A 14,911-nucleotide genomic window follows, 5' to 3' on the forward strand; every position below is an offset into this window, starting at 1 on the left:
TCGTGCGTGTGGGTGGTGTGGTGGTGACGGCCCGCGCGTGCGGGTCCGTCCCGTGGCGCCGCGCGCCGGCGGTCAGGCCCGTGGCCGGCTCGCGGCCACGGAGGCGATGCGCTCGACGTACTTGGCGACGACGTCCACCTCGATGTTCACGGTGGCGCCGGCCGGGAGGCCCCCCAGAGTGGTGGCCCTCAGGGTCTCGGGGATCAGGCTGACCTCGAAGAACTCCTCGTCCGCACCGGGCGCGCTGACCGCGGAGACGGTGAGGCTGGTCCCGTCGACCGTGATCGACCCCTTCTCGACCACGTACGGGGAGAGCTCCGCGGGCAGGCTGAACCGTAGAACGTCCCAGTTGTCACCGGGATTCCGGGAGAGCAGGCGGGAGGTGCCGTCGACGTGGCCCTGGACGATGTGCCCGCCGAGGCGGCCGTCCACGCGGGCGGCGCGTTCGAGGTTGACCTCGGAGCCGACCGAGAGGCCGCCCAGGGAGGAGCGGTCCAGCGACTCCTTCATCACATCGGCGGTGAAGGTGTCCTCACCCCGGCCGACGACGGTCAGGCACACGCCGTTGACGGAGATGGAGTCGCCGTGCCCCGCGTCGGAGCTGACCAGGGGACCGCGCAGCGTCAGCAGCAGGGACTCGCCCGTGGTGCCCGCTGGCTCGATGGAGACGACCTTGCCGAGTTCTTCCACGATTCCGGTGAACACGCCTGTGCATTCCCTTCGCCTGACAGGCTCCGGGGCAGGGGTGTGGAACGGGTCCACGACAAGGCCGGGGCTGGACGCCGCGGGTCACGGGGAGCCACGGCGGACAGACCGGCCCAACACGCGCTGCCTCCCATCCGGACTTTCACCGTCGGTACCGGAATCTCACCGGTTCAACCGGCCGATGGATTCGACCGGGTCGCGGACTGTCACCGCCGGTTCGGAATTACACCGACCCCGGAGCACGCGTTTGACTGTTGTCTCAACGGTTCGGATCTTAACGCGTCGGTAGCACGGCCGCATAGTTGGTGTGACCGGAATCATTTCCCGTCGTCACGGGCGTGGCCGTCGCCGGGAAGGCCTTCGTGACCGTCCGCGAGCGGGGTGCCGCCGCCCTCCCCGGGCCGGTGGGCCAGACCGCTGCGGATGAACATCTCGGGCGCGCCGAAGGCCGCCCAGAGGGCGATCCCGGCGTAGGCGGCGAACATCACGACCGCCTCCGCGAGGCCCGTGAGGCCCCCGGCCAGGAGGTGGACCACCACCTGGACCACCACGATCCCCGAGAGGCCGAGGACGAAGCGGGCGGCCCTGGCGGACAGGCTCCCCTCCGCGCTGTACCAGCCGCGTCGGGCGAGCAGCGTGAAGCCGACGAGCGCGCCGAGCAGACCGCCGGCCACGGTGAACAGACCGGCGAGGGTGTGCCCGGCCGGATCGGTGGGCGTGGAGCCGATCCAGTCCGCCGGGACCGACCAGTCCCCCATGGCCAGCGCCTGCCACAGCGCCGCCGCCAGACAGGGCACGACGGAGACGGCCAGGGCGCAGCCGACCCAGCGGACCGTGTCCAGGCCCAGCCACCAGGCCACGAGCCGGTCCTCCCAGCGCAGGGCCGCCCACAGGACGGCGCCGCCCACCAGCAGCCCCGCCAGGACGTCGCTGACGAAGTGCACGCCCAGGTAGATCCGGGACACGCAGATCGCGGCGATGAGCGCGAGGGCCGCCCAGAGCCGGGTGCGGCGCCCCGACCTGAACCCCAGGTACCCCCAGAAGACGGTGGAGGCCTGGGCGTGCCCGGAGGGGATGCCGAAGCTCGATCCGCTCGCGTACGCGGTGACGTGGGCGCTGTACCAGTAGGGGCGCGCCCCGTGGAACACGGCCTTGCCCAGGTAGTTGAGCACCCCGGACGCGGCCAGGGCGACGAAGAGCCGCGCCCCGAAGCCGGGGTTCACGCACCAGAAGACGAGGGCGGTGAGGGGGATCAGGACGAACTGCGAGCCGAGCTGGGTGACCGCCACCAGCGGATGGGCGAGCCAGTCCCCCAGCCCCTGGAGCCACCCGATGGCGGTGGACTCGGGCTCCCACAGCACGTCCATGGCCAGGTGACCGGCCGTCCGAGCGTTCAACGCGCACTCCACGTGTCGGCGCCTGGCAACGCGCTCACGCCGCGCCGCTCCCCCGGGCGCGCGTACGCGGAGGGGAAGACGGAGCCGCGACCAAGCGGAATCCTCGACTTCTTCGACTGACGACTACGGACCGGAAGCATAGGGGCCGCGGCCCCGCGTGGCCAGGCGTGCACGGGGCCGGGCCGGGATCGTTGTGCGCGGCCCCTGGGCCGGGTGGGACCGGGGCCCCGGTCCGGCTCACTCGGCCCCGGCCGCCCCGGCGGCGAGGGCGCGCAGGCGGTCGACGGCCTGGGCGGGGTCCTGGGCTCCGTAGACGGCCGATCCCGCCACGAAGACGTCGGCCCCGGCCTCGGCCGCGCGCTCGATGGTCTCGGCGCTGACACCGCCGTCGACCTGGAGCCAGACGGAGGCCTCCCGCGTGTCGAGGATCTCGCGGGCCCTGCGGATCTTGGGCAGGACCACGTCGAGGAAGCTCTGGCCGCCGAAGCCGGGCTCGACCGTCATGAGCAGGAGCATGTCCATCTCGCCGACGATGTCGGCGTAGGGCTCGACGGGCTCGGCCGGGTTGAGGGCCAGGCCCGCCCGCGCGCCGAGGCGGCGGATCTCGCGCAGGGTGCGCACGGGGGCGGCGGCGGCTTTGGCGTGGATCGTGACGCTGCCGGCGCCCGCCTCGGCGTAGGCCGGGGCCCACCGGTCGGGCTCCTCGATCATCAGGTGGCAGTCCAGCGGGGTGTCGGTCGCCTTGAGCAGCGACTCGACCACCGGCAGGCCGAGCGTGAGGTTGGGGACGAAGTGCCCGTCCATCACGTCCACGTGGAGCCAGTCGGCGGACGGGGAGACCGCGGCGGCCTCGTCTGCGAGATGCGCGAAGTCGGCGCTCAGGATGCTGGGTGAGATCTGGATTGCCACGCCAGCAGTGTAGCCAGACGGGCCGCCGGCTTCGCCCCGGAGAGGGAGGACGAGCTGGGCGGACGCGGCTCCCGGCGGGCCGGGCCCCTCTCCCGTGTCCTCTCCTCACGTGGGAGCCGGACCCCACCCCTCGTGGCTTTACGACGTAGATTCACAGTCTCGCCGCGGCCGGTGGCGGACGCCCGGGAGGGAAGCTGCGAAAGCCCGGCGTCACCGGGCCCCGCGGGGGTACGCTCACCGCAGTCGGCCCCCCAGCGACCGGAGGTACCCCCATGGGCGACGGCGCCGAGACCCGTCTGGGAAGCGTCTGCGAGCACGCAGCCGAGATCCGCGGCCGCCTCGCCGCGGTGGAGGGAGGCCCCTCCCTCGTGGACGCCGTGCTCAGGGCCGCGGCCGAGGGGCGCGGGGCGCCGGCCGCCCTGGACGAGCTGCACGGCGCCCTGGTCGCCCTCGGCGACGGGGCGGGGCTGTACGGCTACTCCAACGCCGCCCACCGCGTGGGCGCCCGCGACCCGGCGCCCTCGGGCCTCGGCCTGCCCAGGCCCGCGTCCGCCGTGTACCGCTGCCCGCGGGGCCTGTGCGACCGGACCTGGGAGCCGAACCCGGCAGAGGACCCCCCGACCTGCCTGGTCGCCGGCCTCCCGCTCCGCTCCCCCAGGAGGGCGTAGGCCGTGGGCGCCTTCCTGTCGGAGCTGGGCACCAGGCTCGCCGAGCGGTGGGTGACCGCGCTCGCCCTGCCCGGAGCCCTGTACCTGGCGGTCGCCACCGCCGCCTACGCGCTCGGCTGGGACCGGGCCTGGGACGTGGGCCACCTGGTCTCGGAGATCACGCGCCTGGCCGAGGACCCGCGGGTGGACACCTTCGGCGGGCAGGCCCTGGTGTTCGCCGCGATCCTGGCCGGGAGCTCCGCCGCGGGGCTGCTCGCCCGGGGGACCGGGCGCATCGTCGAGCGCCTGTGGACGGCCGCCGACTGGCACCGGTGGCCGCCCCCGCTGCGGGGCTGGACCGGTCGGTGGGTGGAGTCGCGCCGACGCAGGTGGGACGTCCTGCGCGGCGAGGTGGAGCGGGTCCGTGCGGCCGGGGACGGCTCGGGCGGCGGGCAGGGCGCGGAGGCCGCCTTCGCCGCCGCCTACGACCGCATGGCGCGGCTCTCCCCCGAGAGGCCCGAGCGCCCCACCTGGGCCGGGGACCGTATCGGGGCGGCGCGGACGCGCCTGGACCGCGACCACGACGCCGACCTCGCCGTGCTGTGGCCGCACCTGTGGCTGGTCCTGCCCGAGGAGGCCCGGACGGAGGTCGCCGAGGCGCGGGACGCGCTGTCGCGCTCCACGGGCCTGGCCGCGTGGGCGCTGCTGTACCTGCCGATGGCCGCGTGGTGGTATCCCGCCGCGCTCGCCTCCGCGGTGCTGGCCGCGATCGCGTGGGTGCGGACCCGGGCCGCGGCGGAGGCCTACGCCGCACTGGTCGAGGCCTCCGTCCGGCTGTACGCGACCGACCTGGCCGACCGGGCGGGGGTCGGGCACGGAGGGCGTTTCGACCGGGACCTGGGCGAACGGCTCACCCTGCGGCTCAGGGCCAGCATGCCCCCGCCGCCGCCCGTCCCCGCACCGGCGGCTCCCGCCGGTCCCTCCGGCTCCTCGGCCGCGGCGCCGGAGGGACCGGCGCGCTGACCCGCGCGGCGTCGTGGCCACTGAACCGTCCGGGGGTGTCGTATTTCGCGACACCCGGTCTTCACGATTCCTCTTCCCACCCTTGAGGTGCGAGAACAGCCCGTGCGCTCTCGTCCTCGAACAAAACACCGGTGGCCCCCGCCCGAGGTCCCTCCGGGCCCCGTTCCCCGTGGCCGCGTACTCCCCGGCACGGCGCTGTCCTGCTGCCCGGAGGCGGCCGCCCGCGCCCGTCGGCGGGCCGGGACGGCCCTCGTGGGGCACGGGCAGACCGGGCGCCCGGCGGCGCGCGGCGCCGGCCGGGGTCAGTCCCGGGCCGCCTTGCGGAACAGGGCCAGGAACATCGCGTCCGTGCCGTGGACGTGCGGCCAGAACTGGACGTAGTTCCCGTCCGGGCCCGCGGCCAGGTCCGGCACCTCGTCCAGGTAGTCGGCCGCGCGCAGCAGCGCCAGGTCGTCCCGCTCCGCGAGGATCCGCCGGACGATGCCGTCGGTCTCGTCCAGGTGCGGGGAGCACGTCACGTACGCCACCACGCCGCCGGGGCGCACGGCGTCCGCTGCGCGGGCCAGGAGGCCGTGCTGGAGGGGCGCCAGGTCGGCCGCGGAGGTCTCGGTGCGGCGCCAGCGCGACTCCGGGCGGCGCCTCAGCGCGCCCAGGCCCGTGCACGGCGCGTCCACCAGCACCCGGTCGAACACGCCCGGGCGCCAGGCGGGCCTGGTGCCGTCGGCCGCGATCACGCGCCCGGCGTCGCGGGGGGCCCGGCGCACCGCCGTGGCGACCAGCCCCGCACGGGCCGGCTGGACCTCGGACGCCAGGAGGCGGGCCCCGCGCTGCCCGGCGAGGGAGGCCAGCAGGCCGGCCTTGCCGCCGGGGCCCGCGCACATGTCCAGCCACAGGGCGTCGTCGCCGTGCGCGTCGACCCGGCTCAGGGCGAGGGCGACCAGCTGGCTGGCCTCGTCCTGCACGGCGGCCCGGTTCTGGCGGACCTCGCGGATCCCCGCCGGGTCCCCCTGGGGCAGGTAGGCGGCGAAGGGCGAGTAGCGCCCCTCCTCCGCGCCCGCGGCCACCAGGTCCTCGACGGTCGAGCGGCCGGGCTTGGCCACGAGCGTCACCCGGGGCCGCTCGTTGTGGGCGGCCAGCAGGCGCTCGGTGCGGACCAGGCCGGTGGAGGAGTGCTCCCCCAGTGCGCGGGCGAGCTCCTTGACCACCCAGCGCGGGTGGCTCCGTACGACCGCCAGGTACCCGCTGGGGTCGCGGTCCCGGTCGGGGGCGACCACGGCGGTCCACGCGTCCAGGTCGCGGGCCGACACCTTGCGCAGGACGGCGTTGACGAAACGGCCCCGGTGGTGGCCCACCACACGGCGGGCCAGGTCCACGGTGGCGCTGACGGCGGCATGCGGCGGGATCTTCGTGGACAGCAGCTGGTGGGCCCCCAGACGCAGGACCGGCAGCGCGTCGGCGTCCACGGAGGCGAGCGTGCGGTCCACGCACGCCTCCAGGATCGCGTCGTAGGTGCCCTGGAGCCGCAGCGTGCCGTAGGTCAGCTCCGTGGCCAGGGCCGCGTCGCGCCCGCTGATGCCGCGCTCGGTGAGCAGCGCGGGCAGGAGGAGGTTGGCGTAGGCGTCGCGCTGCTCGACGGCGCACAGCACGTCGTAGGCGACCCGGCGGGCGGGGTCACGGGGCGCGGGCGGCCCCGACGCCCCCTGTCCACCGCCCTGTACGGGCTTCGAGCCCCTGCGGGGCCGGCGGTACGGGGATCGGGACTGCTCGCTCAACTGTGCTGCCTCAACAAACCGGGGACGGGGCCTGGCGGACGTCCGTTCGGTCCGCCAGGTCGAGACTACGGCAGCTCACGCGCCCAGGCGGTCATCTTCGGTGGGACGCACGCCACGCGCCCAGTCCACGGCGGCCATGGACCGCTTGCCCTGCGGCTGCACCTCGCCGAGGGCGACGGGGTGGGTGCTGGTGCCGACCAGGACGTGCTTCTTGCCGGCGTGGATCCGACCGGGGGCGAGGTCGGGGGTGTCCGCGTCGGTCACGGGGGTGACGGGGCCGAGCTTGAGGCGGGTCCCGCGGAAGGTCGTCCAGGCGCCGGGGGCGGGGGTGCAGGCGCGGGCCACCCTGTCGACGCGCAGCGCCGGGAGCGTGAAGTCGAGTTCGGCGTCCGAGGGGGTGAGCTTGGCGGCGTAGGACAGCCCGTCGGCGGGCTGCTCGACCGGTTCGAGCTGCCCGGACGCGATGCCGTCGACGGTGCGCTTCAGGAGTTCGGCCCCGGAGACGGACAGCCGTCCGAGGAGCTCCCCGCTGGTGTCGGTGGGGCGCACGGCCTCGGTCAGGGTCCCGTAGACGGGCCCGGCGTCGAGCTCCTTGACGATCCGGAAGGTGGACGCCCCGGTGATGTCGTCGCCGTGCAGCACCGCGTGCTGGACGGGGGCGGCGCCGCGCCAGGCGGGCAGCAGGGAGAAGTGCAGGTTGACCCAGCCGTGGCGGGGGATGTCCAGGGCCGGCTGCGGCAGCAGCGCGCCGTAGGCGACCACGGGGCAGCAGTCGGGGGCGATCTCCTCCAGGCGAGCGAGGAACTCGGGGTCACCGGCCCTGGCGGGTTTGAGGACCTCGATGCCCTCGGCCTCGGCCACCTCGCCCACCGGGCTCGCGGAGATCCGGCGGCCCCGGCCGGAGCGGGCGTCGGGCCGGGTGACCACGGCCGCCACCTCGTGCTCGGAGCCGATCAGCGCCCGGAGCGAGGGCACTGCCACCTCCGGTGTTCCGGCAAAGACGAGCTTCATGTTCGGATCCCCCTCCGCTGCGCGTACGGGACACTGTTCTACCAGTCACGGAGGGGGCTCCCGCCGCAGAGGAGCGGCGGTGTCGGACCGTTCTGGTAGACCAGTGGTGATGACAGCGCAGTCCGATCCACCCGGCGACGCCCTCTTCGACGTGTCGGAGCTGGTGGACCCCAGAGCCGCGGCCAGGGCCAGGGCCGAGGAGGCGTCCCGTCCGGCGCCGAGGAAACCCGCCGGGCGGCTGTCCGTCGCGCGCGTCATCGTGGACACCCCCCTGCCCCACCTGGACCGGCTCTTCGACTACCGGGTCCCCGCCGACCTGGACGAGGCCGCCGTCCCAGGCTGCAGGGTGAAGGTCGCCTTCCGCCACCGGCTGCTCGGCGGGTTCATCGCGGAGCGGGTGGAGCGCTCGGAGTTCGACGGCCGGCTCGCCTACCTGTCCGAGGTGGTCTCCCCGGAGCCGGTCCTCACGCCGGAGATCCTGGAACTGGCCCGGGCCGTGGCCGGACGGTACGCGGGCAACCTGCACGACGTGGTCAGGCTGGCCGTCCCGCCGCGCCGGGCGCGGGTCGAGCGCGAGGCCGTCCCTGACGCGGACGCCCCGGCGGGGGACGCGGAGGACGCGGAGGCAGGCCCCGCGGAACCGACCGCGGAACCCTCCGCCGAGCCCCCGGGCGGGACCGGGGCAGCCGAGCCCGGGGGCGCGGAACCCTCGGCCGAGGCCCCGGGGGCCGACTGCGGCCCCTGGGCGGACTACCCCGAGGGGCCCGCCTTCGTCGCGGCCCTGCGCGAGGGGCGCGCGGCGCGCGCGGTGTGGAACGCCCTCCCCGGGAACGACTGGCCGGACGCGATCGCGGTGGCCGCCGGGGCCGCCCTCGCTGCGGGGCGCGGGACGGTGGTGGTGCTCCCCAACAGCCGCGACGTCGAGGCGGTGGACGCCGCGATGGTGCGGCGCCTGGGCGGGGGGCGGCACGTCGCCCTGCCCGCCGACCTCGGACCGACCCCGCGCTACCGGCGCTGGCTGTCGGTCCTGCGCGGAGGGGTCCGGGTGGTCGTGGGGACCCGCACCGCGATCTTCGCCCCCGTCCGCGACCTCGGTCTGGTCGTGCTCTGGGACGACGGCGACGACGTCCACGCCGACCCGCACACCCCCTATCCGCACGCCCGCACCGTGCTGGCCATGCGGGCGCACCAGACGGGGTCGGGGGCGCTGTTCGGCGGGCACACCCGCACCACGGACGCCCAGCTCCTGGTCGAGTCCGGCTGGGCGCACCCGCTGGTCGCGGACCGCGCGACGCTGCGCCGCCGGGCCCCGCTCGTCAAGCCCGCGGGGGACGACCGCGAACTCGCCCGGGACGAGGCCGCCCGCACCGCCCGCATGCCGAGCCTGGCCCTCAAGTCGGCGCGGGACGCGGCCAGGACCGGGCCGGTGCTGTTCCAGGTTCCGCGCCGTGGCTACCTCAACACCCTGGCCTGCGCGGGCTGCCGCGAACCCGCGCGCTGCGACGGCTGCCGCGGGCCGCTCGCGATCCGCGAGGCGGACGCCCTGCCCTCCTGCGGCTGGTGCGGACGGGTGGCCGGGCAGTGGACGTGCCCCGACTGCGGGGCCTCCCGGATGCGCGCGGTGGTGGTGGGGGCCCGCCGCACCGCCGAGGAGCTGGGCCGGGCCTTTCCCTCCCTCACCGTGCGCACGTCCGGGCGCGACGAGGTGCTGCCGGAGGTCCCGGACAAGCCGTCCCTGGTGGTGGCCACCCCCGGGGCCGAACCGGTGGTCAGGGGCGGCGGGTACGCGGCGGCGGTGCTCCTGGACGGCTGGGCCCTGCTGAACAGGGCCGACCTGCGCGCTTCGGAGGAGACGCTGCGCCGCTGGTTCAACGCCGCAGCGCTGGTGCGGCCGGGCGGCACCGTGGTGGTGTCCGCGGAGGCGTCGCTGCCGGTGGTGCAGGCCCTGGTGCGCTGGGACCCGGGCGGTTTCGCCGCACGGGAACTGGCCGAGCGCAGGGAGCTGGGGTTCCCCCCCGCCGTGACGATGGCGTCGATCACCGGCGCCGTGGACGACGTGCGCGAACTGCTCGCCCAGGTGGAGCTGCCCGAGTGCGCCGAGGTGCTCGGGCCCGTGCCGGTGGCCTCGGAGCGCGGCCCCGTCGCCGAGGGCGCGCCGCCCACGGAGCGCGCGCTGCTCCGGGTGCCCCGCGAGGGGGTGGGCGCGCTGGCCCGCTCGCTGAAGGCCGCGGCGTCGGCGCGCAGCGCCCGCGGGGACGAGCACCTCGCCCAGGTACGGGTGGACCCGCTGCAGGTGCTCTGACCCGTCGACGGGCAGCCGGGAGGCGCCCGCCCCGGCTCAGCTCCGGGCGGGCCCGGCGCGGTAGAGGTCGCGCAGCAGCGCGATCTCCGCCCCGTGGTGGATGATCTCCCGGTTGACGTGCAGCACGAGGGCGACCATCGGGAAGTCCTCCCACTGCCGCGCCTCGGTGCCGCCCACCTGCGCGGCGAGGCCGTCCTCGTCGAGGCCCTGGATGTTCTCGGACCAGGTCTCGTAGGCGTGGCGCAGACGCTGCTTGGCCTCGGCCGCGTCGCCGGGCCAGTTGACGCTCTCCCGGGTGTAGGTGCGGTCGCCGAAGTGCCAGTTGACGCGGGTCTCCAGGACGTCCACGACGAGGTGTCCGAGCCGCCAGGCGATGGTGGTCACGGGCGGGGGCTCGGGCTCGGGGACCGCGGAGTCCGGCCGGTACCGCCCGTCCTCCCCCTCCCGCACGGTCCAGGCCCCGGGCGCCGGGAGCCAGTGGTACTCGGCGTCGGTCAGCCCCTCCAGCCGCGGCCACAGCGAGTACTCCCAGTAGAACTGGAGCTGTGCCAGGACCTCGCCCGTCCAGTTCACCGCCATCGGCGGTCCCCCCTTCCGCTCCCCGGCGCGCGGCCGAGCCCCGCCAGGGTCCCGGTCCCCCTGTCGGAGACGTCCTCGTCCGGATAGGGCCACCATCGCAGGTCGGCCACCCCGGGTTCAACAGGGCGGAAGGGGCCGAAGGCGCGTTCGACCACGGCCCGGGGAGCGGGGGACGCGAGGGCGAGGTAGCCGCCGCCGCGCATGAGGGCGTGGAGGCCCGCGACGCCGCCGGGCGGGTCGTCGGCGGTGAAGGGGCGGGTCATCAGGACGGCGACGGGCTCGTCGAAGTCGACGAGCCCGGAGGCGCCCAGGCGGCGCAGGAGTCCGTCGGGTCCGGAGCCGTCCCCGGAGAGCACGGCCGCACCCGCGGTGGGGAGCATGCCGGCCGCCCCGTGCGGGACCAGGTGGACGACGGTGGCCCCGGGGTCGCCGGCGTGCACGCGCTCGGCCGTGCCGGGCACCGGGCACCCCCAGTCGACGAACTGGCGGACGCCGGCGTCGACGCGCAGGTAGTCGATGACCCTGCCGAGGAAGGCCTGGTGCAGGCGGGTGGCCTCGCCCTGGCGGGAGGCGGGGGGTTCGGCCCCGCGCGGGTCGAGGCTGACCACGCGCGACCGCCGTCCGGGGACCTGCGCGGGTGGCCGCTGCCTGGACACGGCCGCGAGCGGGCCTGCCTCGGGTCCTCGGACGTCCGTCACGGTCACGCTCCCCCAGCCGGTTCGCTCGTGGGAGGCAGGACGCGCCGAGGAGCGGACCGGTCGGGCCCGTCGGCGTCGCGCCATGCCGTCAGGGCCCGATGCTACAGGTTGGGAAAGTGATCCCCGGCACACCCTGGAGTGAAATATGCCCTGTTGTACTGTTTGTTGCCTCGTGCGACGCAAGGTTCCGGAACATCCGTGCCGGAAGCCCTGACGGGCGCCGCCGGAGGCCCCGGACGCCAGGGGCGCGACGGCTCTTCCGGCGCCGCCGCGCCCCCTTCTCCGCCCGTCCGCCCGCCTCGGCTCAACGGCGCGTCGGGGAGGTGGTCAGCCTCCTGGCGGGCACCGCCACGCACAGCCAGGCCACGGCCGACACGCCCAGGACCGCCACGGGCACCGGCCAGAGCGGGCCTGCGGGGAAGGGCCTCCCGAGCAGGCCCACGCCCACGCAGAGGAGCGGGAACAGCACGGCCAGGAGCCCGGCGGCGTTGGCGCCGAGGGCGATCATCGCGGCCTCCCTGCGCAGCACCGACCGGGTCTGCCCCGGCGTCGTCCCGATCGCCCGCAGGGCGTCCACCTCGCCCTGCCGCTGCAGGGTCTGGGCGGCGAGCCGGTTGGCGACCGACAGCACCATGTAGCCGACCAGCGCCAGCAGGACGACCAGGTTGAGGACGGCGCCGGCGTCCGGCCCCCGCGCGCCCTCCTCCGCGGCTCCCGCCTCCGCGACCTCCGCCCCGGGGTAGCCCTCGGCCGCCGCCTCCAGTACACGGCGCGCCTCGTCCTCCTGCCCCGGAGCCGCCAGGACCAGGAGCCGCGCGTCGACGTCGCCGGTGACGTGGCCCCGCGCCAGGTCCGACGGAAGGGTGACCGACCCGTATCCCAGGTCCCTGCGGTACACGGCGACGACCTCCGCGTCGACCCGCGCGCCGTCGCCGGTCCGGAACGCGAACGTCTCCCCCAGACCGGTGCCGAAGTGGCGCGCCGCCGAGGCGCTCACCGCGACCGTCCTCCCGGACAGCCTCCCCAGGTCCCCCTCGACCACGTCCAGGTCCAGGACCCGCTGCGCCCCCGGGCCGACGACCTGGGCGGCCGCCTCCATGTGCGTCGTCCCGGGCTCCTCCCCCGGCAGGGCGAAGCCGCCGGCGCCCACCACCGCGGTCGGAGTGACCGCGACGGCCTCCTCCACCGCGGGCGACCGGCGGACCTCCTCCGCGAGGCCTGCGGGAACCCCGCCCAGGCCGGGTGCGGTCACCACCAGGTCGGCCTTCTCCCCGGCCGCGCGCTGGGCGCCGCCCGCGGCCGAGAGCGAGGTCTGCGCGTAGGTCTGCCCCAGGGTGAAGGCCACCGTCATGGCCAGGGCACTCGCCGCGCCGGCCACCCGGACGGAGTGCCCGTGCAGGTTCTGCACGGCGAGCCAGGTCAGCGGGGAGACCCGGGCGGGCAGCAGACGGACGGCGATCCCGCTCACCCGGCGGACCAGGGCCGGTCCCGCCAGGGCCAGGCCGACCGCCGCCACCAGTGACGCCACGGCCGCGCCGGCCACCGCCTCCGTGGCGTCCAGGACCAGCGCGGGCACCGACGCGGCCACCGAGAGCACCAGCAGGGCGGTCCCCGCCCAGGTGCGCGCGCGGCCCGGGGCACGCGGTTCGGCGACGGACTCGGCGAGGGCGTCGACGGGGGCGGCCCCCGCGGTGCGGCGGACCGCTCCCGCACAGGCCGCCCACACCGCGAGGAGGGTCAGGACCGCGGCGGCCGGACCGGGCACGGGCCCGAGGACGGCGGGCAGGCCCGTGGGCGTCATCCCCAGTGCGGCGAGGCCCCGGAGCGCACCGTCCCCCAGCAGGTAGCCCGCGGCGATCCCGAAGGGCAGGGCCAGGGCGGTGGCGATCAGGTTGGGGAAGGCGACGAGGCGGCGGATCTGGCGCGGGGTGGCGCCGACCGCCCGAAGGAGGGCGAGGTCCCGGCGCTGGGCCGCGACGGACACCGAGAGGGCGCCGGCGACCGTGAAACCGACGACGATCAGGACGGTGCCGCTGAGCGAGGCGGCGATCGCGACCAGCTCCGACCGTGCGGCCGACGCCCCCGGCGACTCCGCGTCGCCGCGCCGGTCGCCGCCGAGGGCGACGAGGCCGTGTTCGCCGAACACGGCGCTCGCCTCCACCGCGGAACGGAGTTCGGCGTCGGTGACGCCCTCCGCGGCGTGCAGGCCGACCAGGTCTACGGTGCCCTCGCGGGGGCCTTCTGAGCGTCCGGCCAGGTCCGACGCGGTGGAGTCGTCCACGAGGATCAAGGGCGCCGGGGTGTCCAGGACGCCGGTCAGCCGATACGCGGCCGTCCGGCCTCCTGCCACGAGGCGGACCTCCCCGCCGACCTCCGCGCCCGACGCCCCCGCCGAGGCGCGGTCCAGGACCACCTCGCCGGGGGCGCTCGGCGGCTCGCCGGTCAGGACGCCCCCTCCCGCCAGGGAGGCCGAGGACCACCCGTGCCCGGCGGTGCGCGGATCGGCGCCCGCCACGGGCCCGTCCTCACCCAGGACCGCGGCCTGGAAACCCACGTCGCCGACGGCCAGGCCGACCTCGGACAGCTCGGCCAGCGCGTCCACCACGGTCCCGGGGACGGGCGCCCGTTCGGGAAGGGCGATGTCGAGGTCCTCGGGCACCTCCACGCTCTGGGGGGCCGTGACCACGACGTCGGCGCCCGCGAGCCGGCCGGCCGGGAGGACGGAGCGGACACCGGTGTCGGCGACGACCCCGCCGACCGTGATGAGCGCGGACCCGCCGAGGGCCGCGACGGCGACCGCGGCCAGGGACGCGGCGCGGCCCCGGGCCAGCTTCAGCGCCAGGGACCCGTGGCCCCCGCGGCCGGGGGCGGGACGTACGTCGGGCGTCCCGGTCATCGGTCCGCCCCCAGGGAGGCGAGGCGTCCGGCGAGGTCCGCGGCGGCGGGCGCGTGGAGGAGGTCCACGACGCGCCCCGAGGCCATCACGGCGGTGTCGTGGGCCCGGGCCGCGGCGGCGGGGTCGTGGGTGACCATGACGACGGTCTGGCCGAGGTCGTCCACGATCCCCCTGAGCAGGGACAGCGTCCGGTCGGCGGTGGCGCCGTCGAGGGCGCCGGTGGGCTCGTCCGCGAAGACGATGTCGGGCCGGGCAGCGAGCGCGCGCACGATGGCGACCCGCTGCTGCTGGCCGCCGGACAGCTCCGAGGGCCGGTGTCCCAGCCGGTCCGCCACACCCACCCTGCGGACGAGCTCGTCGATCCACGCGGCGTCCGGCCGCACCCCGGCCAGGCGCAGCGGAAGGGTGATGTTGTCCTCCGCCGTGAGGGTGGGGACCAGGTTGTAGGACTGGAAGACGAACCCCACGTGGTCGCGGCGGAAGACGGTGAGGTCCGGTTCCCGGAGCCCGCTGATGTCCCTCCCGCCGATCTCGACCGTGCCGGAGGTGACGCGGTCCAGGCCGGAGGCGCAGTTGAGCAAGGTGCTCTTGCCGGAGCCGGAGGGCCCCATGACGGCGAGGAAGGTCCCCCGGGGGACCCTGAGGGTGACCCCGTCCAGGGCGGACACGCGGCCGTCGCCGTCGGTGTAGGAGCGGTGGACCGCCGTGAGGGCGACCGCGGCCCCGGCGGGGCCGCCCACGGCGCCCGGTGCGGGGGTCCGGCCGCCCGGAGCTGTGCGCGTGGGGGTGCGGAAAGGGGCGGGCATGGCGAGTCCTCGCAGGTCGGCGTCGGGGAGGACGTGGCTCGGGAGGGGCCGTCCACGTCCCTGACGACACTACGGAGCCCGGTACAGGCGCACCATGCTGCGCGCTGGCCGACGGGAGCTACAGCCAGCACCACCATCGCGGCGCCGGGCCCGCCTGCGGGGCCCG

The 14,911-nt window shown here is 76.3% G+C and carries 12 protein-coding genes and 1 riboswitch; of the genes, 3 read left to right on the forward strand and 9 right to left on the reverse strand.

Annotation, left to right across the window (positions count from 1 at the left end; translation table 11 throughout):
* Positions 1-72: 72 nt before the first annotated feature.
* The 3 genes from OUQ99_RS22895 to rpe form a co-directional block, all read right to left on the reverse strand.
* On the reverse strand, positions 73-705 hold the full coding sequence (locus OUQ99_RS22895) for a riboflavin synthase (protein ID WP_267945851.1): 633 nt from the start codon (positions 703-705) through the stop codon (positions 73-75).
* Positions 706-823: 118 nt separating this feature from the next.
* Positions 824-952, reverse strand: a riboswitch (FMN riboswitch).
* Positions 953-1,022: 70 nt separating this feature from the next.
* Positions 1,023-2,102 carry a phosphatase PAP2 family protein gene (locus OUQ99_RS22900; RefSeq protein WP_267945852.1) on the reverse strand — a complete coding sequence of 360 codons (1,080 nt, stop codon included), beginning with the start codon at positions 2,100-2,102 and terminating at the stop codon, positions 1,023-1,025.
* A 237-nt stretch (positions 2,103-2,339) separates the two neighbouring features.
* Entirely contained in the window at positions 2,340-3,011 is a 672-nt protein-coding gene (gene rpe, locus OUQ99_RS22905) for a ribulose-phosphate 3-epimerase (protein WP_267945853.1), read from the reverse strand.
* Positions 3,012-3,283: 272 nt separating this feature from the next.
* On the opposite strand from rpe, the gene OUQ99_RS22910 reads away from it, so the two are divergent.
* Together OUQ99_RS22910 and OUQ99_RS22915 are read left to right on the forward strand one after the other, a co-directional pair.
* A complete protein-coding gene (locus OUQ99_RS22910; protein ID WP_267945854.1) occupies positions 3,284-3,679 on the forward strand; it encodes a hypothetical protein in 396 nt (131 codons plus the stop codon).
* A gap of 3 nt (positions 3,680-3,682) precedes the next feature.
* On the forward strand, positions 3,683-4,681 hold the full coding sequence (locus OUQ99_RS22915; protein WP_267945855.1) for a hypothetical protein: 999 nt from the start codon (positions 3,683-3,685) through the stop codon (positions 4,679-4,681).
* A gap of 302 nt (positions 4,682-4,983) precedes the next feature.
* Here the strand turns inward: OUQ99_RS22915 and OUQ99_RS22920 are convergent, their stop codons facing one another.
* Together OUQ99_RS22920 and fmt are read right to left on the reverse strand one after the other, a co-directional pair.
* Positions 4,984-6,453, reverse strand: coding sequence for an RsmB/NOP family class I SAM-dependent RNA methyltransferase (locus tag OUQ99_RS22920; protein ID WP_267945856.1), 1,470 nt, complete (start codon positions 6,451-6,453; stop codon positions 4,984-4,986).
* Positions 6,454-6,528: 75 nt separating this feature from the next.
* The gene (gene fmt / locus OUQ99_RS22925) at positions 6,529-7,464 is read right to left on the reverse strand and encodes a methionyl-tRNA formyltransferase (RefSeq protein WP_267945857.1); all 936 of its coding nucleotides are present in this window, start codon (positions 7,462-7,464) and stop codon (positions 6,529-6,531) included.
* A 109-nt stretch (positions 7,465-7,573) separates the two neighbouring features.
* Here fmt and OUQ99_RS22930 point away from each other — a divergent pair, with 109 nt between their 5' ends.
* Positions 7,574-9,766 carry a primosomal protein N' gene (locus OUQ99_RS22930; RefSeq protein ID WP_267945858.1) on the forward strand — a complete coding sequence of 731 codons (2,193 nt, stop codon included), beginning with the start codon at positions 7,574-7,576 and terminating at the stop codon, positions 9,764-9,766.
* Between the two features lie 36 nt (positions 9,767-9,802).
* Here OUQ99_RS22930 and OUQ99_RS22935 read toward each other — a convergent pair whose 3' ends face one another.
* From OUQ99_RS22935 to OUQ99_RS22950, 4 genes are all read right to left on the reverse strand, one after another.
* The gene (locus OUQ99_RS22935; protein ID WP_267945859.1) at positions 9,803-10,345 is read right to left on the reverse strand and encodes a DinB family protein; all 543 of its coding nucleotides are present in this window, start codon (positions 10,343-10,345) and stop codon (positions 9,803-9,805) included.
* Positions 10,336-11,043, reverse strand: coding sequence for an SAM-dependent methyltransferase (locus OUQ99_RS22940; protein WP_267945860.1), 708 nt, complete (start codon positions 11,041-11,043; stop codon positions 10,336-10,338). Before OUQ99_RS22940 ends, OUQ99_RS22935 begins: the two co-directional genes overlap by 10 nt.
* Before the next feature lie 304 nt (positions 11,044-11,347).
* Positions 11,348-13,939 carry an ABC transporter permease gene (locus OUQ99_RS22945; protein ID WP_267945861.1) on the reverse strand — a complete coding sequence of 864 codons (2,592 nt, stop codon included), beginning with the start codon at positions 13,937-13,939 and terminating at the stop codon, positions 11,348-11,350.
* Positions 13,936-14,745 (reverse strand): ABC transporter ATP-binding protein, encoded by an 810-nt coding sequence (locus OUQ99_RS22950; RefSeq protein ID WP_267945862.1) that lies wholly within the window; start codon positions 14,743-14,745, stop codon positions 13,936-13,938. Before OUQ99_RS22950 ends, OUQ99_RS22945 begins: the two co-directional genes overlap by 4 nt.
* Between the last annotated feature and the right edge of the window lie 166 nt (positions 14,746-14,911).

The organism is Streptomonospora nanhaiensis, assembly GCF_026642255.1.
Lineage (GTDB): Bacteria > Actinomycetota > Actinomycetes > Streptosporangiales > Streptosporangiaceae > Nocardiopsis > Nocardiopsis tropica.

What these genes read in the sequence shown, in the direction of transcription:
- OUQ99_RS22910 (WP_267945854.1), top strand. Translation starts at nt 3,284, where the DNA reads ATGGGCGACGGCGCCGAGACCCGTCTGGGAAGCGTCTGCGAGCACGCA.
- fmt (WP_267945857.1), bottom strand. Translation starts at nt 7,464, where the DNA reads ATGAAGCTCGTCTTTGCCGGAACACCGGAGGTGGCAGTGCCCTCGCTC.
- OUQ99_RS22930 (WP_267945858.1), top strand. Translation starts at nt 7,574, where the DNA reads ATGACAGCGCAGTCCGATCCACCCGGCGACGCCCTCTTCGACGTGTCG.
- OUQ99_RS22935 (WP_267945859.1), bottom strand. Translation starts at nt 10,345, where the DNA reads ATGGCGGTGAACTGGACGGGCGAGGTCCTGGCACAGCTCCAGTTCTAC.
- OUQ99_RS22945 (WP_267945861.1), bottom strand. Translation starts at nt 13,939, where the DNA reads ATGACCGGGACGCCCGACGTACGTCCCGCCCCCGGCCGCGGGGGCCAC.
- OUQ99_RS22950 (WP_267945862.1), bottom strand. Translation starts at nt 14,745, where the DNA reads ATGCCCGCCCCTTTCCGCACCCCCACGCGCACAGCTCCGGGCGGCCGG.